This is a genomic window from Bacillus cereus group sp. MYBK95-2 (genome assembly GCF_051915225.1).
Classification (GTDB): domain Bacteria; phylum Bacillota; class Bacilli; order Bacillales; family Bacillaceae_G; genus Bacillus_A; species Bacillus_A cereus.
Window position 1 is genome coordinate 622,890 of record NZ_JBQAEH010000003.1, and the last position, 20,410, is coordinate 643,299.

Here is a 20,410-nt window from a genome sequence, read left to right on the forward strand (position 1 = left end):
TTGTATATAAAAAAGCATCTATTCTTCCAAATTTGGATTATGATTAGAAGTTATGAAGCATGTAAGTTATGTTAGGAATCAATGTATTTTAATTTGCTTTATTTTGAGAAATCGCAGTAATTATCGAACAATTAGCTGTTTTCAATTGTTTTGTTGGATATTAAACGTATGCGATTTTAAACATCGTTTATTCCGGATTAACGGACAGTAAGATTTTTACCTCAAAATTCAAGGAAAGCAAAGAAGTGAGGTGGGGATGGGCTGCCCGCAAAATCCCGATTGGTAAGAGCTGATTAAAATTTCACTTTATAAATAAGAACGGTGAGTTGGCCATGAACCTTGAAGTTTCCGAAGCTGTATAATTTGTCCTGTATGATAAGCATCATGCAAAAGGATATTCATATATTGTTGCCAAACTGGTAGAGAAGGACTTAGTTGATCTAGTTCTGCTTCTTGAAGGGCGGTTAATGAAGATTGTAAGGCATCATGTACTTGAAGTGTTCGCTTTACGGTTTGCTGCCAAGCGGCATCATCATTAGGTCCACCTTGGATAAACGTCTCATCATTATTTTGTGGAGCAACAAATGTGTCGTCTTCATGTAAGCGGGAAAGTAGGCGTTCTTTAAAGATTAATAAATGGTTCACATTTTCCCAAATCGTATTACTGGCAGCACCTTCTGGTTGCCAACATGCTTGTTCAACCGTAAGATTCTTTAACGCTTCTGATATTGGTGGGTACCATTCTTCTTCGTAAAAAACTTGTTGGACTCCATTTTGCAACATTTCTTTTCTTCCCATTCGTATAGCCTCCTGTTCATTTTTCTTAATAAAACCAATTCTCTTTTCTCTTCAATAAACCTTTTCTATAGTTGCACAAGAGGGTGAAAGACAACTTATAACAGAGCCATTAAAAAACTTCTTTTTAATATGATACTTAATAATCAAGGCTTTAATTGAGTCAGAATGAAAAAGAGTATAAACTTTTCTCTATTTGCTCATGGATTAGAGTTTTTTTGAAGTCGCAAAATAATTCTAAAAATATAGAAGGTTAAATTCGATAAAAATAGAATTTGATATATAGCAAACAAGGAGGGGATAAAAATGGAGGTCTATCACATAACGAGTAGAAAGAGGGAAACGTATAACGTTCAAGTGAAATATTCGATACTTTTCGAATGTGCGCTTGGCATTGCAGCAATTACTCATAAGAGGTTAATTGATACACTTGAAAAGAGTCAAAATGAATGGGAAGAAATTAAGAAATCATTAACAGAAGAAATGAGAGAGCACTTACAATTTGTCGAAGAAAATAATACGTGGAAAGCATTGCTTCAGTTGTTGTATGAAGAAGACATACAGGATGTATCACAGTTTCATGTTAAAATCGATTCACTTTCAGAAGAAGATTTGAAGTATATATGTTTACCGTTTTTAGGGGAGAAATATGAGAAAAAAAGACGTTTAGCCGCAAGTAGAGATGGAACTGCAATACATGAACTAAAGGAATTAACACATGATCATCAGTTTTTCTCTACGTACATTCGCTTTATATGTGATGTAGATGTACAAGTGCTGAAATCTCATTTAATCGCTGTAATGACAGGTTGGTATGGGAGTGTAATTAAGAGTGAGGAAGAAGAAATACTTTCTATATTAAAACGAGATTATGAAGCAAAAAATGAAATGAATAAAAAGATGAAGCCGGAAGAGTTTGTCGAGTGGGCGACTGGTGGCGTGAACTATATGCCAGAGCCAAGTGTTCATCACGTAATTCTTATTCCGCAAATGACGTACAGACCGTGGAATATTGAAGCAGATATTGATGATACGAAAGTATTTCATTATCCAGTTGCGAATGAAAGCATTCATCCTGAAGATCCGTATGAACCGAATTATTTTTTAGTTCAAAAACATAAGGCTCTTGGAGATGAAGCGAGATTGCGAATTGTAAAAATGTTGTTTGAAAAAGAACGTACATTACAGGAAATAACGGAAAGATTGCAACTCGGTAAATCGACAGTACACCATCATTTGAAATTGTTACGTGCAGCGAAGTTAGTTGATATACATGATGGAAAGTATGTATTAAGGAAGAAAGCAGTGCAGTCGTTAGCGAAAGAATTAGAAGCGTTTTTGAGTAGATAATATGCAACAAGAATGTACATAAAGGGAGGAATTTAAGAGAAAAGTTGGTGAGCTATAATGAAGAGTGTATTGAAAAATCGTTCGTTCTTTTTTATGTGGATTGGTAGTGCAATCTCTGAATTAGGAGGGGCTTTCGGAACGTTATGTAATTCAATTCTAGTATATGAGTTAACAGGATCAGAAATGGCTTTAAGTAGTATGTGGTTATTATATTTCATCCCATCACTCATATTGCAATTAATAAGTGGCCCATTTATTGATAAATGGAGCCGGAAGTGGATTATGATATTTTCACAATGGATACGAGCGTCCGTATTTTTATTACCTTTGGTGATGCTAGTTTCGGGTAGTATAGAAGTTTGGCACATTTATGTTGTTCAAATTGTAGTGGGACTTATTACACCACTTTATACACCTGCAAGTCAAGCAATTACACCGAGCATTGTAGGGAAAGAACAACTTCAAGATGCAAATGCGTACATTGATGGAATGACTCGCCTTATGATGTTTCTTGCGCCAGTATTAGGCGGAGTAGTCATTCATTTGATTGGAACAGAACTTACATTATCTTTCGTATGCATATGTTTATTTGTTAGTGGCACTTTCTTATTTTATATAAAAGAAAATAGAACGTCGCAACCTATTCGGAAAACGTGGCTAGAACAGTTTTTTCACGGTTTTACATATTTTTTTACAAAACCAATCATCGTTTGGCTCGGTATATTTCTTACTTTCGTGCAGTTTGGAGTAGGGGTAACGATGGTCACAAATCTTCCTTATATAAAAGACGAGCTGTCAGCGGGATATGCAGAGTACGGTTATTTCATGGCAGGTTTTCCACTTGGCTACGTAATTGGCTCAGTATTAGTCGGAAAAGTAACATATAAAAGCCGGCGTATACTTATGCTTGGAGGATTGTTTATAGGGGGACTCACATACATTTCATTAGGATTCAATCATAGTATTATCATTGCAATAATAATTGAAGTAATAGCAGGGATTTGTATTGCATTTTTCAATGTTCATAACACGACAATATGCCAACAAACCGTCCCAAATAATATGATAGGACAAGTATTTTCAGTGCGTTTATTTTTTATACGATCCGCTATGCCATTAGGTGTGTTAGTAGGGGGGATATTGAGTGAAATGTGGGGAGTAAGAGCGCTATATGTAATCATCGGTGCAATTATATGTGTTACATCTTTAATAGGGATGTTACTTCCATATTTCAAATTTTTAGATGAGGCGATAGAAAAGAAATCAGCATAATTCAAAAAATTAAAACTTTACAATTGAAAATAATTATCATAATCAATTATAATAGAAGAATACTAGTATTCGTATAACAAAGAGGGAGTGGGATATATGTTTATCGAAACGAAAACATTTACAGTAAAAGAAGGTACATCAAATATAGTTGTAGAACGTTTCACTGGAGAAGGTATTATTGAAAAATTTGAAGGCTTCATCGATTTAAGTGTTCTCGTGAAAAAAGTAAGACGCGGCGACGAAGAAGTTGTCGTAATGATTCGCTGGGAATCTGAAGAAGCATGGAAAAACTGGGAAACAAGTGAAGAACACTTAGCTGGACATAGAGCGGGCCGTGGTAAACCAAAGCCAGATCATATTATTAATGTGGATCATGCAGTTTATTATGTGAAATCATCGAAATCGGCTTATCAACAGTCGTAATATATAAGTAGAGGATACATGTTGTAGAAGCAATCATGTATCCTCTTTTTTATGACTGGGGGGATGGGAATGATAGAAAAACTTGCATTCATTACATATGAACAACATAAAAAATTAGTGCAAACAATAGTAGCGGAAGTCTTATCTATGGAAAAGGTAAATGGATTCATGCTAATTGGATCTGTTGCAAGAGGCGATGCATATCCTGAATCTGATTTAGACTTCTATATTCTTTTAGAAGACGGACAAAAGAAGAAATTTCATTCTGAAATGAGAGAAGATATTTTAGTTGAATATAAGGGTGCAGATTTTAATCAAATTCAAGTAAACTTTAAAAACAATCCGATGGAACTATACTCATTTCTAGAAGGGAAAATTTTGTTTGATAAAAGCGGTGAGTTAAAAAAGTTAAAGGAAATAGCTACATATGAATTTGAAAACTATCGTGTTTCAAGCGACAAAATGAAGGGCATTTCTCATTGGTTGCATAGTTCGCTTATTAAAATTCAATCTGCTTTAAAAGCAAATGATGAGTTAAAAGCTTCATACTTAGTTCATACGTCAACTTGGACATTGTTAGAAGGGATATGGGCTATTAATAATAAGCCAGTACCGCCAGCGGGATCTGCTTTAAGGTATATTCAAACGTTGCCGAATAAGCCAATTCATTTAGATGAGTTACTTAATAAGCTATTTTTAGGTGATACAACAGAGCGCATCCCTTCAGCAATTTTCCTGGTTGAGTGGGTTCTACACAATCTGGAAAATAAATAATGAGACTATTTTATATAGGTACATTAATATTTCACGTCGAACAGTTTATATAATTGCAGTCATAAAAAACGTTCTAGGCTATGGAGAAAAGTATTAGACTTATAAAGCATAGTCTTAGATGGAACGCTTGAATATCTTGCCTTACATATTTAAGGGTTATGAAAATGAGTCTATATCCCTTCTTTTTAAAAGGAGATGAGTACATGAAGCTGAATCATTTAAATTTATGTGTTGATGACTTATCAGAAGCGAGACATTTCTTTGAAACATTTTTTGATTTTCAATTTTTAGAGCAAAAGGGAAAGGCATTATTAGTAATGAGTGATGAGAGTGGATTTATACTGGTGCTAAGCGACCCCAAAGCATTTAAGGGGAATAAGGAAGTGATGTATCCTGAAGCTTTTCATATTGGTTTTTTAGTGGATACTTCAAATGAAGTTGATCAAGCGTATAATCGTTTAGTAGCAGGCGGCATTGAAATAGATAAGGAACCTTATTCGATGCGAGGTAGTAGTTATGGTTTTTATTTTACAGTATTTAATGGCTTATTAATTGAAGTGTCTTGTCTTGATTATAGAGAAGGTAAGAAAGTTTCAAAGCTTAATAGCGATCAACAAGAGTAATCATTTGAAGGTGTATAAAATTTAAGTATGTATCATATTAGAAGACGGATTATGAAAGTTTCACTGTAAAGTAAAAAAGACAGACTAATAAATAGTCTGTCTTTTCACATTAATTCTTCACATCATCATAAAGTTCAAGTGCCTCTTTCACATTCAATCCATTTTTCACAATGCCATGTATTGCTTGGATCATCGCAGCTGGGTGCTCGGATTGCCATATGTTTCGGCCCATGTCTACTCCAATTGCTCCTTCTTGCAATGCATTGTACGTAATGTTTAATGCGTCTTCAATTGAATCTAGTTTTGGGCCGCCCGCGATGACGACTGGGGCAGGGCATGTGCTCGTTATTTTTTCGAATCCTTCGCAGTAATACGTTTTAATAATATCAGCACCCATTTCAACACATACGCGGGAAGCAAGTGCTAGAAAGCGAGCTTCACGTTTTTGTAATTCCTTTGCGACTGCGGTAATGCCGAGTACTGGTAGGCCGTAATCATGAGCTTCAGAAACTACATTTGCGAGATTTGTAACAGTTTGTGTTTCATAGTCTGATCCGACAAAAACAGAAACGCCAACGCCAATTGCGTTTTGCTTCACTGCTTCTTTTACAGGTGTAACAATTGTTTCATTCGCTAAATCTTTACCGACGACAGTAGCGCCACCAGATACACGCATAACCATCGGTGTGCTGCAGTTTTCAGGAATGCAGGAACTAAGTACACCGCGTGTTAAAAAGAGGGAGTCTGTATACGGAAGTAAGTTTTTAACTGTTTCAAGTGGTTGTTCTAGCCCGTGAATTGGCCCTAAAAAGTAGCCGTGATCTATTGCTAACATAACCGCTCTACCATCAGGTAAAATTGTATTTAATCGATTTTTAAATCCCCAAGTCATTCAAAATCACTCCTTCGTTAATGTTGGATTTTCCGTTTGTACCGTATCTTTATTTGGTAAATGTGGTGACTTTATAAAAACAGCTTTAAAAGGTTTGTCAGAATGGTTAATCAGATAGTGAGATTCATGAGGGCGAACTTGCAGGACATCACCTTGTTTAATCGGAACTCTTTCGTTATTTACATAGAAGTCTATTTCACCTTCTAATGCATAAAAGACCTCTTCGCACGTCGTATGATAATGGTTTTGAAACTCCTGGCCCGGTTGAATGACAACAAGGCCAAGATCAATATTTGGCCCTTGTATTAAATATTTCGGCCCGTTATCACCGAAGCGATAGGAGAAGTCATTTTCATTCGCTTTTAACATACAGTTCACTCCTTTATGTAATGTGTTACAGTGCACCAGGCGCAATCCACATATGTGAGGTGAGCCCTTTATCAGCTAAAGCGAGCTGACTGTCATATACAGTTTTCCATGTTTCATAGAACTCTTTATATAGTTCGTGATTTTCAGTAACTGGTTCGAATGTTTGCTCCCACTGTACAAACTCTTCGGCAGTTTCTTCCATAGATGAATATATGCCAGCACCAACTCCAGCAGCAATCGCAGTTCCTAAAGCAGCTGCTTCTTTCACAACAGGTACTTTTACAGGAATACCGAGTACGTCTGATAGAATTTGTGGCCATAGTTTTCCTTTAGCAGCACCGCCAGCAAAAATAACTTCAGAAGGGAATGTGCCAGTTAGATTTTTTATTAATTTTAAGTTTCCAAGTGTAATGAAGGCTGCATTTTCTTCAATAGCACGAAACAGTTCTTTTTTTCCGCATTTGTCAGCGTCTAAACTTAAATTTAAGAATGAAGGTGCGGCATGACGCCAAGAAATGTAGTTCATAACGTTTGAAAAAGTAGGGATAATGCCATGTGAACCGACAGGTACGTCTTTCGCTTGTTCTTCTAGTAATTCATAAGCATCTACACCAAGTTTATCAGCAAGTTTCTTTTCTTCTTGGCAAAAAGCGTCTCGAAACCAGCGCATAACGAGACCTGGGAAAAAGGCGATTGTTTCATATTGCCATAGGTTCGGAACGACGTGACAATTTACTCGAATCGCAGCATGTGGATCTGTTATTGGCTCAGTAACATTCACTTCTTGTTGCCAAAAGCTACCCCCGCATATTAACGTTTGATTTGGTTTCACGATTCCTGTTCCGAGCGATGCCATTTGAGCATCTCCACCCCCGGCGACGACAGGAATCCCTTCACGTAATCCAGTTAATGCTGCACACTCTTTTGTAACGTTGCCAATTACTGTACCAGCTTCATTTACTGTTGGTGAAAATGGCAAAGATAGACCGCACTCCTTAGCGACATCGTTATCCCACACTCTATTTTGTAAGTCAAAAATACCTGACGTGCATCCGTTTGAGGGATCAATTTGTAGTACGCCGCTTAGTTTATATAAAATCCAATCGTTTAACATTGTAAAAGAGTAAATATTATTATAGACGTCGGGTTCATGTTTTTTTATCCAGAGTAGGCGTGGTAAAGCACCTAATGAAAAAGTTTGACCAGACTTTGTATATAAATCTTTTTCAAGATGTGACCGAATTTCTTTTAATTCACTAACTTCGACGGATGCGCGCCCATCAACATTTGCACACGCCCATATTTCTTGCCCATCTTGATCATATAAAACAAATCCTTCTCGCATACTTGTAGCGCTAATAGCAAGAATAGAAGAGGCAGGAGTGTTGCTTTTTTGAAGCATCTCTTTCGTACATTCTTGTACTAGCTTCCAATTTTCTACTACATCAAAGTTCATAGAGCCTGGATAACGAAGGTCAGATTTGTGAATCCATTCTTTTTGACTTACTGCAATTTGATTACCATGTAAATCAAAAAGAACTGCTCGAATGCTCCCTGTACCAGCATCGAAAGCTAATAAATGGGACATTAACAATCACCATCCTTTCGTAATAAGGAGAGGGCAGTTTCCTCATCGGTAATTAATGAATGAATAAACTTTCCTTTTAAGGCACCATAAATTGCATCTATCTTTTCAGTACCTCCAGCAACACCGACGACATGCTTCATATTGCGCAAAATAGAGAGGGGCGTGCCAATTAGACGATTGTGATGCGAGAGTTCTAATAAATCGCCAGTTGTATTATAAAACTGTCCTAAAATATCGCCAGCACCGTTTTGACTACGAATATATGTCATCTCACGTAGTGTTAATTTTTCTTCTTTTACAATCGTAGCGTCTTGAGATAATCCCCCAATACCGACAACAGCCGTATGAGCAAGTGAAGCGACTTGAAGCATATCTTTTACACTCGGTTCTGATAGAATACTTTGTGCCATTTCGGTTGTAGACGCTAGAAACGGCGTAGGGATAATGTGAAGTTCGCCTTGCATGTAGTGTAAATAGTTTTGTTTTCTCGGGAGATAGTGATTTACCCCGCCTGTGAGCGTTACGATTGAAAGGTTGATAGAACTTTCAAAATGAATGTTTTCTAGCATTTTGCTAATTGTTTCTCCCCAGCCAATACCGAGTAAATCGCCTTGCTGGAGATGAGTTTCTAAATATTGTGCAGCAGCTTTTCCGAGAGAAGCGTGATAATTGTTTACTGGGGTAGGGATAATAAAAGCATCTTTTAAGTGGAATTTTTTCATTAGGTCACGCTCAATACTTAAACAGTGCAAACCAGTCCCTTTTACGTGAAATGTAACGATACCTTCACTTCGCGCTTTATCTAATAACCGGACGACTTTATTTCTTGAAATATGAAGAAGTGACGCGATCTCCTGTTGTGTTAATTGGTCTTTATAATAGTACCAAGCTACTTTAGTTAATAAATTTTCTTCAAAGTTCAGCTGAGTCATACTCTTCATCCCTTTCAACAATTGACCACAGCTTAAACATATGTACCATATATTTTGTTTATTCCAGTTGAAACGATTAATAGTACGTAGAAAAAAGTGTTCTAGATATAAAAAAAGGAATATACAATGCTACAAAACAAGTAGAACAAATAATCATTTTCTCAAAAAATGTTCTGGATAAAGGCAGGTGACATCATGTGGAGAACGTACCTTTATTACAAGTAAAGAAAATGAGTAAGGCGTTTTTAAATCAACTTGTATTAAAAGAAGTGAACTTACAAGTAGAGCGCGGAGATATATACGCTTTAGTGGGGGGAAATGGCGCCGGGAAATCAACATTAATGAAAATATTAACGGGGTTATATTCGTATGATGATGGAGAGATGTATGTAAAAGGAAGGAAGCAACAGTTTTCAAATCCATCAGAAGCACACCGAAAAGGTATTTATTTAATACCGCAAGAACCACTCATTTTTCCGCATATGACTATTGAAGAAAATATATGTATCGGGTTAAAAGAAAAGAAAAAGAAACTAAAAGTACAGATTCAGCAATTGATTAGCAGCTTAGGATGGGATATTGACCTTAATAAACTAGGAGGAACATTATCGATTGCGCAACAACAGTTAGTAGAAATCGTTAGAGGATTAATAAGAGAAGCTGAGATTCTTATTCTAGATGAGCCAACATCGACATTAACAACACACGAAATTAAGAGTCTTTTTGTGTTGATGAAAAGTTTACAAGAAAAAGGAATTGGGATGATTTATATTACGCATCGTTTTCCAGAAATCTTTGAAATTGCCAACAAAGTAGCAATACTACGTGATGGAATGGTTGTAAGCCAAGGTGATGTATGTGACTATACATATGACATGCTGATGGAGGGACTATTGCCAAAAGGATATAAACAGAAAGAGAAAATAGAAGTAGTTCAAGAGACAGTAAAGACGAAAAAAATATTAGAAGTGGTTGATATAAATGGTCACGCATTCGAAAATATATCATTCACTGTACATGCGGGTGAGGTTGTAGGTGTTGCTGGCATTATAGGATCTGGCAGAACGGAATTAGCAGAAGCGATATTTGGATTGAAAACTATAAAATCAGGGTCTATCTTATTGGGTGGAAAATCAATTGATACGTGTTCTTTGCATAAAAGGCTAGACGAAGGACTAGTTTATGTGCCAGAGGATAGGGCGAGGAATGGAATTTTCTCAATTGCTTCTGTTAAAGAAAATATTGCAGCAGCAAGTTTATATCAAAATAATCGCTTTTTTATAAATAAAGAAAAAGAAAGCGCTTTAGTTAATTCATTTATAGAACAGTTCCGAATTGTTGTACAGAATATGAATAAAGAACTGGCATCTTTATCAGGAGGTAATCAGCAGAAGGTCGTGCTTGCGAAGTATCTTGCATGTAATCCTAAAATTATTATTCTTGATGAGCCGACTCGAGGAATTGATGCGAAAGCAAGGCTTGAAGTGTATGAGACGATAAAAAAAATGAAAAGGGAAGGACTCGCAATTTTATTAATCTCTTCAGATGTTGAAGAAATTGTCCAATTAGTAAACCGTGTATATGTAATGAGAAATGGGCAATTTGTTTCTCATTTGGAAAAAGAACAACTGAGTGTGAATGAAGTTACACGCCTTGCATACGGAGGTGTAGCGGAATGAAACATATGTTAAAAATGCATGAAACGTCTATCATACTGTTACTACTAATTTATATAGCTATTGTAGGAATGATAAACCCTAGTTTTATTCAATTTAACTCGTTATCTTTACTGATGAAATCAAGCGTTATTTTAGTCGTGCTAGCAATCGGTCAATCGTTCGTCTTATTTACGAAAAATATAGATGTATCAGTTGGTTCAAGCATGGGGTTAAGTGCAGCAGTTTGCGGAATGATGTTAACGAATGGGTATAGTGCATTCTTGTCGATATTTGTAGCTATTATACTTGGGGCCATTATTGGTTTCGTAAATGGTATTGGAGTTGCGAAGTTTCGGGTACCAGCCATTATTATGACATTAGGCATGTTAGGAATTATTAGAGGTACAATGTTAATTTTCACAGGCGGGAAGTGGATTGAAGATATTCCAAACGATTTTAAGCAGCTGTCATCTATCATCATTCTTGGTTTACCTATAACTGTATGGTTCGTTCTTATTATTTTACTACTACTATACTTCTTTTTAAGAAAAGTGCCATTGGGAAGATACTTTTATGCGGTAGGTGATAATGAAGATGGCGCGAGGCTTATTGGTATACCTGTTAATAAAGTGAAGATATATGCGTTTATGATTTCAGGCATAAGCGCTGCGCTCGCTGGTTGCATATTTGTTATGAATATCGGTTTCGTGCCAAATCAAACAGGTACAGGATTAGAATTACAAGTAATCGCAGCTGCTGTACTAGGAGGAATTCAGTTAAAAGGAGGAACAGGATCTTTATTTGGAGCTGCATTAGGAGCGTTATTTTTAGAAACAATAAGTAGCTCACTCGTCTTTTTAAAAATACCAGCATTTTGGAATAATGCTATTTCAGGTTTTTTATTATTACTTATCATCATATTAGATAGTGTTATGAAAAAGTGGAAGGCAGAAAGGAGGATGAATCTATGAAGTATGTATATAGATGGGAAGGGGTTCTAATTGTATTACTTCTTGTAGAATTCATCCTTTTTAGTTTAATAAATAGTGATTTCTTAAATATTAGTAATCTCCTTTTTAGTACAAATGATTTCCTATTTATCGCAATTGCGGCGATACCAATGACTTTTGTTATAGTAACAGGAGGAATTGATGTATCGATCGGCTCAATAATGGGGCTCACTTCAATCTTAATCGGTGTACTTTGGATGAACGGAATACCTATTTTGTTTGCTGTTATAATCGCCCTAATAATTAGTTGTTTAGCAGGCGCTTTAAACGGACTCATTATAAAAATGACGGATGTAGAACCACTCGTCGTTACACTCGGAACGATGTTTTTATACGGGGGAATTGCCCTCGTCATTTCAGGAGGGGCAGGTGCTTCTGGGTACGAAGGAATAAGCGGTTTACCTGACACATTTGTACAACTGGCAAATGGTAGTTTTATAGGAATACCGAATTTATTATGGCTACTGATCGTATTAACAGTTTTATGTACTGTATTATTTCACCGAACTATATACGGGCGCCATGTAAAATTAACAGGTGCGAACGAAAATACAGCAAAATACACCGGGATTAAAACGAAAAAAGTAGTCATTATTGCTTACATACTTTCAGGGTTAGGAGGTGGATTAGGAGGCGCTTTCTTAACTGCCTACTTCGGTTCCGCACGTGCTGATATGGGAAGTGAAACAATTTTACCAATCATTACAGCAGTCGTCTTAGGCGGTACACTTATTACAGGCGGAAAAGGAAGCATTATTGGTACTTTACTGGCGAGTATTTTCATTGGGCTCATGCAGTATGGCTTGCAAATGACGGGTTTAACAAATGAACAATCCAATGTAGTAATAGGTATTATCCTTATTCTTTCAGTTATTATGAGACATTTCAAATTACATCAATTCTTAGCGGAGAAAAGAAAGAATTTGCATAAGGGGGAAATGTCATGAAGAGAAAACTGGGGATTGTATTGATTGTATGTATTTGTTTAATCGGTTTAATTGCGTGTTCTAGCCAAACAGCAGATAAGAAAAAGGTTGATGATGTGAAATTTGCATTTATTCCGAAATTAACAGGAGTTGGTTTCTTCACATCGGGTGGTGAAGGGGCAAAAGAGATGGGAGATAAGTTAGGCGTGCAAGTGAAGTATGATGGACCGTCTGAAGCGAGTGTTTCAGGGCAAGTTAAATATATAAACAATTTCATTAATCAAAACTATGATGCGATTATGGTTTCATCTACGTCAGTGGATGGGTTATCGCAATCACTGCAACGTGCTAAGAAAAAAGGGATGACGGTGTTAACATGGGATTCTGATGTGAATCCGAAAGATCGTTCTTTTTATATCAGCCAAGGAACACCAGACCAACTTGCTAATTTATTAATAGAAATGACTTCAAAGCAAATTGGAGATAAAGGAAAAGTAGCCTTCTTTTATTCTAGCCCGACAGTAACGGATCAAAACCAATGGGTAACGAAAGCGAAAGAAATTATTAAAAAGAAATATCCGAACTGGGAAATTGTAACGACGCAGTACGGTGAAAATAATGCACAAAAGTCTTTGTCAGTAGGAGAGAATATTTTAAAAACGTATCCTGATATTAATGCAGTCATTTGTCCAGATGCAACGGCACTTCCGGCAATGGCACAAGCAGCTGAAAATTTAAAAATGGATAAAAAGGTTGTCGTAACTGGCTTCTCTACACCAAACGTTATGCGTGATTACGTAAAACGAGGAACAGTAGCACAATTTGGTTTATGGGATGTAAAACAACAAGGTGCTCTCGCAACGTATGTAGCAAATGAAATTGTTGTAAAAGGGAAGAAGTTAAAAGTAGGGGATAGCTTCGAAGTAAAAGGAATTGGAAAAGTGAAGGTAGAGCCAAACTCCATTCAAGGATATGATTATGAGGCAGAAGGGAATGGAATTATCGTATTACCAGAACGAGTTGTATTTACGAAAGATAATATTGATAAGTATAATTTTTAGTAGACAAAAAAACGTCCGAATATATCGGACGTTTTTTTATTTCTTCATTAATTATGAACAGTTTCTTTTTCGTTTAATCCAAGTGTACGACCAGTAGAAGTGTGAAGATCTTGGAACAATCTTGGATTTTCAGTTAGTGAAATGCCATATGAAGGAATCATTTCTTTTATTTTTTCTTCCCATTCTATCATGCGGCTTGGGAAACATTTTTCTAATACTTCAAGCATGACGTGAACAGCAGTAGAAGCACCTGGTGATGCGCCTAGTAATGCGGCGATTGAGCCGTCAGCTGCACTTACTACTTCTGTACCAAATTGAAGTGTCCCTTTACCACCAGCATCAGTATCTTTAATTACTTGTACACGTTGCCCAGCAACTACAATATCCCAATCTTCACTTTTCGCGTTCGGAATGAATTCGCGTAATTCTTCCATACGTTTTTCATGTGATAACATAACTTGCTGAATTAAGTATTTTGTAAGTCCCATTTCTTTTACACCAGCGGCTAACATCGTTAAGACGTTATTCGGTTTTACAGAACCGATTAAGTCAAGATTTGAACCTGTTTTTAAGAATTTAGGTGAGAAGCCTGCGAATGGTCCAAACAGTAAAGCTTTTTTATTGTCTATATATCTCGTATCTAGATGAGGTACAGACATTGGCGGAGCACCAACCTTAGCTTTACCGTACACTTTCGCATGATGTTGCTCTACAACTTTTTGGTTTTTACATACCATAAATAGTCCACTTACCGGGAATCCACCGATATGTTTTGATTCAGGGATACCAGTCTTTTGAAGTAGAGGTAGGCTACCGCCACCGCCGCCAATAAAGACGAATTTAGCAGTATGATGCTCAATTTTACCACTATTCATATCGTGTACTTTTACTTCCCACAAACCATTTTTCGTGCGCTTAATATTTTCGACACTATGCTTGTAGTTTAGCTCGACATTTTTTGTTTTTAAGTAATCAAATAACATACGTGTTAATGCACCGAAGTTAACATCTGTTCCAGAGTCAATCTTCGTTGCCGCCATCGGTTCATTAGATGTGCGGCCTTCCATAATGAGTGGAAGCCATTTTTTTAATGTTTCAGGAGCATCAGAAAATTCCATTCCTTGAAACAGTGGACTTTTTGAAAGCGCTTCAAAACGGTTTTTTAGAAACTCAACATTTTTTTCCCCTTGTACTAAACTCATATGAGGTAGTGGCATAATAAAATCTTGTGGATTACGAATTAATTTGCTCTTTACAAGATATGCCCAAAATTGTCTTGAAAGCTGGAATTGCTCATTCACTTTTACAGCCTTACTAATATCTATAGATCCGTCAGCTTTTTCGGAAGTATAGTTCAGTTCGCATAGCGCAGAATGCCCTGTACCTGCATTATTCCATTCGTTAGAGCTTTCTTCCCCGGCACTTGCGAGTTTTTCAAAAACTTTAATTTCCCATTCTGGTGCTAATTCTTTTAGTAATGAGCCTAACGTTGCACTCATAATTCCTGCACCAATTAAGATAACGTCTGTTTTTTGCTGCATGTTGCTCATGATAATCTCTCCATCCCCTATATTGGCAAAAAAGTGTAGGTGTTTTCTATGTCTAAGCCGTAAAAGAGAAACACCGCCTAGGCCCCACCTAGGTGTATACCTTTTTTGTCTCAATTATATAACCATCTCATACTCTATTATAATAATTAATAGACTAAAATATCTAGTGTTATCTGATAATTTTAAACTATTTAACGTTTTATTCGCTAAAAATCTTATTTAACAAGCTCTTTTAAGGTGATAAATAGAAAAAAATTACAGTTTGAAATTATCTCGAAAAAGCTTACGTATCCTTAAGTGACTAAATCGAGTACCTTTTTATAGGATTATTCTTTCTATAATGGTAAGATTATTCTGAAAAATAAAAAGGAGGGACTCTAATGTGTACAAAAGAACAAATTTCAAACTTATTTCGAAACTTTTCAATAAAGGAATGTAAAGGGTCAAGTGATTTATATGAATATTTATCAATGAAAATTGCTGAAGATGAGGAAGTACTTACACTATCGTCCTATGCTCAGGTAGGTCAACCAGTCCCAAACTTACTATTAGGTGCAGTACATTATTTATTGCTAGCAGGGAAAGAACATCATTTAAAAACGTATTATAGTAGTTTAGTTGAAAATGCTGATACAAATTTAGATAAAGCTTTTAATCATTTTAAAGATTTCTGTAAAGAGTACCGAGAAGAAATCATTACTTTGTTACAAACGAAACTGGTTCAAACAAATGAAGTAAGACGGTGCGCATACTTATACCCAAGTTTCTGCTACATATTTAACAAAGTGAAGAAGCCGTTAGCGTTAATTGAAATTGGGACAAGTTCTGGGTTGCAACTGTTCTGGGACCAATATAGTTATTCGTACGGGACGGATGAAATGTACGGAAATATAAATTCAAATGTGCATGTAACTTCTGAAATAAGAGGGACGAATGTGCCGCATTTTCTAAAAGAAAGCCCATCTGTCGTAGAAAGAATTGGACTGGACTTACATGTGAATGATTTACATAATGAGGAAGATTATTTATGGTTACGTGCTTTAATTTGGCCAGAACATAAAGAAAGGCTTGAGATGTTTGATCAAGCTGCATCTTTAGTGAAAAATGAATCTGTCCAATTAATAGAAGGAGACGGTGTAGAGCTATTATCATCTATTATTGAACAAATAAGTGAAGAAGCTGTTATTTGTATTTTCCATACACATGTTGCAAATCAAATACCAGAACAAGTAAAACATAAGTTAGAAAAACAAATACAAGAAATTGGAGCAAAACGTGATGTATTCCACCTGTATAACAACATGTGGGATCGTGACCTTCATATTGATTATTATATTAACGAAAACGAATATCGTGAAAAGGTTGGAGAAACAGAAGGGCACGGGAGATGGTTTAGCTGGAAGATTGGAAATGAGACGCCTATTTAGATTAATAGGGGCGCCCTCACTTGTAAAAGATGGGTCCATAGGCTCAAGCATTGACTAAATGGTTAAGGAATAAATGTATTAGTAACATACAAAAAATGCTTCGGAGAAATCCTAAGCATTTTTTGAATTACATTTAAACCCCATAATGGATCATGTACTTCTGTTCTGCTGCAGCTTGTACAATTTTTGAAGCTAACTCATTCAGCTCATCAGATTTTCTGAAGAACTTTGAGGATGTAACTGTTTCATAGAAAATTGCTAATGATTCAGGCGGGATAATTGTAATACCACAATAAGCTAAACCGTATTTCTGATTTTTGACTGTATGGAAGTAGGTTTTCATAATTGATAAATTTTGATTTAAACTACTGATAATATCATCATCAACAGATATACAATGATATTTCTCTGGTGTATAATCTTCGTAATTTTTTTGAGAAGTAAAATCGTCATTTTGTTTACGTATAATAGAAATGATTATGTAGTTCATTAGTATAGTACTTCATAAAACATCTTCGTTTCTTCTTCGTGAAGACAGTTTACTTATCGGTAAACTCATCGGGAGCCCAAGTGGCGATTTCATTCCCAGGTGCAGCGACTACAAGCCATTCCTCACATAGGACACCAGCTTGCCAACATTCATAATAATCATGAAAACCATTTAAAAAAATAATTTGTCCACTCTCTAATGTAATAATTAAATGAGGGCTTTCTAAGCCAAGTTGTATATCGGTAACTTTTTGTCTTCTTATCTTACATATTCTTTCATATTCTTCTTTCTCAGAATAAACTTCAAATTCATCTTCATTTAATGGGTAGCTTTTTTGAGGTTTATTAAATAAACACCATTTGGATTCGATATTGATATATAATTGTCCGTCATAATCAACTGAGTCGTGAAAGTTTGTGAAATGAATCTTTATAGCGCCTGGAGAAATACCAAATTGTAATCCATCAACTTGTGATCCGATGAATAGATTTTTTAACACTTTTTCAGCGTGAATTTTATCCTCTGTATTCATTATTGAATTCCTCCTTTTCATAAAAATATACCTTATATTTTTATTGTAATAAATAAATTTTCATGTAAAATGAACCTTTTGTGAAAAACGAGCGAATATAGTGTGAAGGATTATGAGAGGGGAACGGAGCTTTGGATGAATTACAATTAAAAGAATGGCTATATAAACGAAAGTATGTTATCTAAAAAAGACCTTGAGAAAGTGTTACTTTCGATTGCTGAATAGATATTTAGTAAAAGAAGCAACTAATAATTATATTATGTAAACTCTTTTTGTAAAACACCCATAAAAAAATGGATGTTTTATATTTTGATATATTAGGTGGAATATATAGTTTAAAAAAGCGGAATACTTTGCGGAAAGTTAAAGACATTTTTCGCAAAGTATTCCGCTTTTACTTCCATTAATCGGTCAAAGTTGCAACTGAAGTATGCATCTGGCCAATTTTTAATGGATAGGTCAGGAGTATTAACATAGACACCTTTTGTAAATGGAAGCATTGCTAAGCGGAAGTCTTCAACCCATCGAATACTTCCACCAGCACCTTCTGGCTGTTCCCAAGTAGCGAATATTGGCATGTTTGATAGTGCTTTTCGGTAAAAGTAAGCAGTTGCCTCATTTGGCACCTCAACAACAGCACCGCCTAATCTGTGGAAAAATACGGAGGTGGTGGAAAAGGGTAAGTTAAATCGTAATTTCTATTTGATTGCCTTCTGGATCGCCTATTACACTTTCATAATAGCCATCTCCAGTAAAACGTGGTCCATTTAATAAAGGATAACCAGCATCTTTTATCACCTTTGTTAGTTCATTCACACGTTCTTCACTACCGACAGAAAAAGCCATATGAGTATAGCCGGTTATGTTTAAATTAGGCTTATTTTCAATCCCTTTTTTACGCATAAGTTCAAGTCTTGCTCCAGATTCGAACGTAATAAAATAAGATTCAAATTGTTTCGTTTTATTATGATATAAAGAGTTTGCTTTACCATTAAAGTATTTCATATAAAAATCACGCATACATTCTAAGTCATTTACCCAAATTGCAATATGTTCAATTTTCATAGGTTTCACCAATCCTATCTGTATCAATTAGGCTTCCACTGTATTAAATTTGCATTTGCATTGCAACAATTTTGCTTCGCTATTAAAGCTAGTTGTTAATTTTTGATTATGTACGTACATACAATATGTAATTAAGTGAGTGACCATCATAGTAATTACAGAAAAGGGTGAATGAAGCATATGAATCAATTTGAGCAAATGATGTACGTTGGTGTCATCATGTCTATTGTACTATCCGTAATGATTTTAGGGTCCTTATATTATAATCCTCGACTTTCGTTAACTGATTATCCGAAAGATATTCAAAAAGTAGTTTTTCCAAAATCGATTCATGAAAAAAAGCAAACCATTTATTTTAATATTGTATATAATACTATTCTTTTCGGTACTCCTTTCGTTTCTACATATATACTACATAAGCATGAAAAGTTAATGTATATGGATGCCTATTTACACACTTTTGGTATTTTAATGATTTTCAATTTAGTAGATTTACTTATAATTGATTGGCTAATTTTTTGCTGGATTACTCCAAGGTTTGTTGTGATTCCTAGTACGGAAGGTATGAAAGGATATAAAGATTATAAGTTTCATTTAAGAGGGGCTATTGTCGCTACTCAAATTTTAGCAATCGTAAGTTTATTTTTGGCGGGAATTGCCACAACTATTTAGTGTGAAGAAGGGCATGGAGCTTTTATAAAAGATAAGGAGATTTATAATATATAGAATTAGAAATGAGAATTTGATAGTATTGGAGTAAGGAGTTTTAATAACAGTATATTAAACAATATTAATATGCTGTTGCAAATGTTTTGATATTATGTAAAATTATACAATTTTACGGAGGCATTTGATAAAATTCAAAAAAATTTAATGGAGGCTAATATGAAAAAAGTAATTGGCGCAGCAACAGCAACTGTTTTTGGATTGGGAGCGTTTACCACAACTGCTACCGCAGAAACAATCGTAACAGCAGATGTACTTAACGTACGTGAAAAACCGACTACAGAATCAAAAGTGGTCGAAAAAGTAAAGAATGGGCAAGAGTTAAAAGTCATAAATACCGAAGATGGCTGGTCAAAAATTGAGTTGAATGGTAAAGAAGTGTTTGTAAGTTCGGAGTTTACAAAAGATGTATATCATGTAACGGCGAATTTGTTAAATGTACGTACTGAAGCAAACACAGATTCAGAAATTCTTGGCAGACTAAAAAAAGATGATGTAATTGAATCAACGCATCAAGTAAAAGACGGATGGCTGCAATTTGAGTATAAAGGAAAAACTGCTTATGCAAACGTTTCTTTCCTATCAAGTACAGCACCAACTGAAAAGAAAACCGAAGAGAAAACGAAGCAAGTAGCGAAAGGACAAAAATCAGTTAAAGAAAAGAAAGAAGTAAAGACGCAGAAAGTAGCAAAAGCGAAAGAAACAACGAAAGCACAAGAAATAGTAAAGCCTAAAGAAGAGGCAAAAGTAGTAAAAGTTAAAGAAGAAGGGAAAGCGCAAGAAATAGTAAAACCTAAAGAAGAAGGGAAAGTGCAAGAAATAGTAAAACCTAAAGAAGAGGCAAAAGTCAAAGAAGAAGAAAAAGCACAAGAAATAGTAAAGCCTAAAGAAGAGGCAAAAATCAAAGAAGAAGTAAAAGTTAAAGAAGAAGAGAAAGTGCAAGAAAT

Annotated in this window: 22 protein-coding genes; 12 read left to right on the forward strand and 10 right to left on the reverse strand. The window is 35.5% G+C overall.

The features are described 5' to 3' along the window. Positions 1-306: 306 nt before the first annotated feature. Positions 307-798 (reverse strand): DinB family protein, encoded by a 492-nt coding sequence (locus ACTFN4_RS14515; protein ID WP_000532733.1) that lies wholly within the window; start codon positions 796-798, stop codon positions 307-309. A 303-nt stretch (positions 799-1,101) separates the two neighbouring features. On the opposite strand from ACTFN4_RS14515, the gene ACTFN4_RS14520 reads away from it, so the two are divergent. The 5 genes from ACTFN4_RS14520 (at position 1,102) to ACTFN4_RS14540 (ending at position 5,237) form a co-directional block, all read left to right on the forward strand. Next, on the forward strand, positions 1,102-2,145 hold the full coding sequence (locus ACTFN4_RS14520) for an ArsR/SmtB family transcription factor (protein WP_088322489.1): 1,044 nt from the start codon (positions 1,102-1,104) through the stop codon (positions 2,143-2,145). 57 nt (positions 2,146-2,202) lie between these two features. Next, complete coding sequence (locus ACTFN4_RS14525; RefSeq protein WP_065224541.1) at positions 2,203-3,417, forward strand: MFS transporter; 1,215 nt, start codon at positions 2,203-2,205, stop codon at positions 3,415-3,417. Positions 3,418-3,513: 96 nt separating this feature from the next. Next, entirely contained in the window at positions 3,514-3,840 is a 327-nt protein-coding gene (gene hmoA, locus ACTFN4_RS14530; RefSeq protein WP_000469498.1) for a heme-degrading monooxygenase HmoA, read from the forward strand. Between the two features lie 69 nt (positions 3,841-3,909). Continuing rightward, positions 3,910-4,614, forward strand: coding sequence for a nucleotidyltransferase family protein (locus ACTFN4_RS14535; protein WP_000570640.1), 705 nt, complete (start codon positions 3,910-3,912; stop codon positions 4,612-4,614). A gap of 203 nt (positions 4,615-4,817) precedes the next feature. Then, complete coding sequence (locus ACTFN4_RS14540; protein ID WP_000773073.1) at positions 4,818-5,237, forward strand: VOC family protein; 420 nt, start codon at positions 4,818-4,820, stop codon at positions 5,235-5,237. 109 nt (positions 5,238-5,346) lie between these two features. Here the strand turns inward: ACTFN4_RS14540 and lsrF are convergent, their stop codons facing one another. From lsrF to ACTFN4_RS14560, 4 genes are read right to left on the reverse strand one after another with little or no spacing between them, the layout of a single operon-like run. Further along, entirely contained in the window at positions 5,347-6,129 is a 783-nt protein-coding gene (gene lsrF / locus ACTFN4_RS14545) for a 3-hydroxy-5-phosphonooxypentane-2,4-dione thiolase (protein WP_000219782.1), read from the reverse strand. A gap of 6 nt (positions 6,130-6,135) precedes the next feature. Further along, entirely contained in the window at positions 6,136-6,498 is a 363-nt protein-coding gene (locus ACTFN4_RS14550; protein WP_000909986.1) for a cupin domain-containing protein, read from the reverse strand. A gap of 25 nt (positions 6,499-6,523) precedes the next feature. Beyond that, on the reverse strand, positions 6,524-8,086 hold the full coding sequence (gene lsrK / locus ACTFN4_RS14555) for an autoinducer-2 kinase (protein ID WP_063220888.1): 1,563 nt from the start codon (positions 8,084-8,086) through the stop codon (positions 6,524-6,526). Next, positions 8,086-9,018 carry a sugar-binding transcriptional regulator gene (locus ACTFN4_RS14560; protein ID WP_063220889.1) on the reverse strand — a complete coding sequence of 311 codons (933 nt, stop codon included), beginning with the start codon at positions 9,016-9,018 and terminating at the stop codon, positions 8,086-8,088. The genes lsrK and ACTFN4_RS14560 overlap by 1 nt, the downstream gene beginning before the upstream one ends. Before the next feature lie 197 nt (positions 9,019-9,215). Here ACTFN4_RS14560 and ACTFN4_RS14565 point away from each other — a divergent pair, with 197 nt between their 5' ends. Genes ACTFN4_RS14565 through lsrB form a run of 4 tightly spaced genes read left to right on the forward strand, consistent with a single transcriptional unit; the run spans position 9,216 to position 13,673 of the window. After that, positions 9,216-10,697 carry a sugar ABC transporter ATP-binding protein gene (locus ACTFN4_RS14565; protein WP_060852013.1) on the forward strand — a complete coding sequence of 494 codons (1,482 nt, stop codon included), beginning with the start codon at positions 9,216-9,218 and terminating at the stop codon, positions 10,695-10,697. Then, complete coding sequence (locus ACTFN4_RS14570) at positions 10,694-11,647, forward strand: ABC transporter permease subunit (protein WP_000682145.1); 954 nt, start codon at positions 10,694-10,696, stop codon at positions 11,645-11,647. Before ACTFN4_RS14565 ends, ACTFN4_RS14570 begins: the two co-directional genes overlap by 4 nt. Beyond that, positions 11,644-12,633 carry an ABC transporter permease gene (locus tag ACTFN4_RS14575; RefSeq protein ID WP_060852014.1) on the forward strand — a complete coding sequence of 330 codons (990 nt, stop codon included), beginning with the start codon at positions 11,644-11,646 and terminating at the stop codon, positions 12,631-12,633. The genes ACTFN4_RS14570 and ACTFN4_RS14575 overlap by 4 nt, the downstream gene beginning before the upstream one ends. Continuing rightward, the gene (gene lsrB / locus ACTFN4_RS14580; RefSeq protein WP_000823660.1) at positions 12,630-13,673 is read left to right on the forward strand and encodes an autoinducer 2 ABC transporter substrate-binding protein LsrB; all 1,044 of its coding nucleotides are present in this window, start codon (positions 12,630-12,632) and stop codon (positions 13,671-13,673) included. Before ACTFN4_RS14575 ends, lsrB begins: the two co-directional genes overlap by 4 nt. A gap of 47 nt (positions 13,674-13,720) precedes the next feature. Here the strand turns inward: lsrB and ACTFN4_RS14585 are convergent, their stop codons facing one another. Next, positions 13,721-15,223, reverse strand: coding sequence for a malate:quinone oxidoreductase (locus tag ACTFN4_RS14585; RefSeq protein WP_439962485.1), 1,503 nt, complete (start codon positions 15,221-15,223; stop codon positions 13,721-13,723). A 380-nt stretch (positions 15,224-15,603) separates the two neighbouring features. Here ACTFN4_RS14585 and ACTFN4_RS14590 point away from each other — a divergent pair, with 380 nt between their 5' ends. Continuing rightward, positions 15,604-16,650 carry a DUF2332 domain-containing protein gene (locus ACTFN4_RS14590; RefSeq protein ID WP_439962486.1) on the forward strand — a complete coding sequence of 349 codons (1,047 nt, stop codon included), beginning with the start codon at positions 15,604-15,606 and terminating at the stop codon, positions 16,648-16,650. Between the two features lie 133 nt (positions 16,651-16,783). On the opposite strand, the gene ACTFN4_RS14595 is transcribed toward ACTFN4_RS14590, so the two are convergent. The 4 genes from ACTFN4_RS14595 to ACTFN4_RS14610 all read right to left on the reverse strand — a co-directional run bounded on the left by ACTFN4_RS14595 (position 16,784) and on the right by ACTFN4_RS14610 (position 18,737). Further along, complete coding sequence (locus ACTFN4_RS14595; protein WP_001106574.1) at positions 16,784-17,140, reverse strand: hypothetical protein; 357 nt, start codon at positions 17,138-17,140, stop codon at positions 16,784-16,786. 49 nt (positions 17,141-17,189) lie between these two features. Beyond that, positions 17,190-17,672, reverse strand: coding sequence for a hypothetical protein (locus ACTFN4_RS14600; RefSeq protein ID WP_229163764.1), 483 nt, complete (start codon positions 17,670-17,672; stop codon positions 17,190-17,192). A 335-nt stretch (positions 17,673-18,007) separates the two neighbouring features. After that, a complete protein-coding gene (locus ACTFN4_RS14605) occupies positions 18,008-18,298 on the reverse strand; it encodes a BBE domain-containing protein (RefSeq protein ID WP_002041349.1) in 291 nt (96 codons plus the stop codon). 58 nt (positions 18,299-18,356) lie between these two features. Then, positions 18,357-18,737, reverse strand: a complete 381-nt coding sequence (locus ACTFN4_RS14610; RefSeq protein ID WP_000687535.1) for a VOC family protein — start codon at positions 18,735-18,737, stop codon at positions 18,357-18,359. 180 nt (positions 18,738-18,917) lie between these two features. Here ACTFN4_RS14610 and ACTFN4_RS14615 point away from each other — a divergent pair, with 180 nt between their 5' ends. Both ACTFN4_RS14615 and ACTFN4_RS14620 read left to right on the forward strand, forming a co-directional pair. Further along, entirely contained in the window at positions 18,918-19,409 is a 492-nt protein-coding gene (locus ACTFN4_RS14615) for a hypothetical protein (protein WP_001071244.1), read from the forward strand. A gap of 213 nt (positions 19,410-19,622) precedes the next feature. Next, positions 19,623-20,410, forward strand: a 788-nt coding sequence (locus ACTFN4_RS14620; RefSeq protein WP_439962487.1) for an SH3 domain-containing protein, incomplete at its 3' end; no start/stop codon positions are given.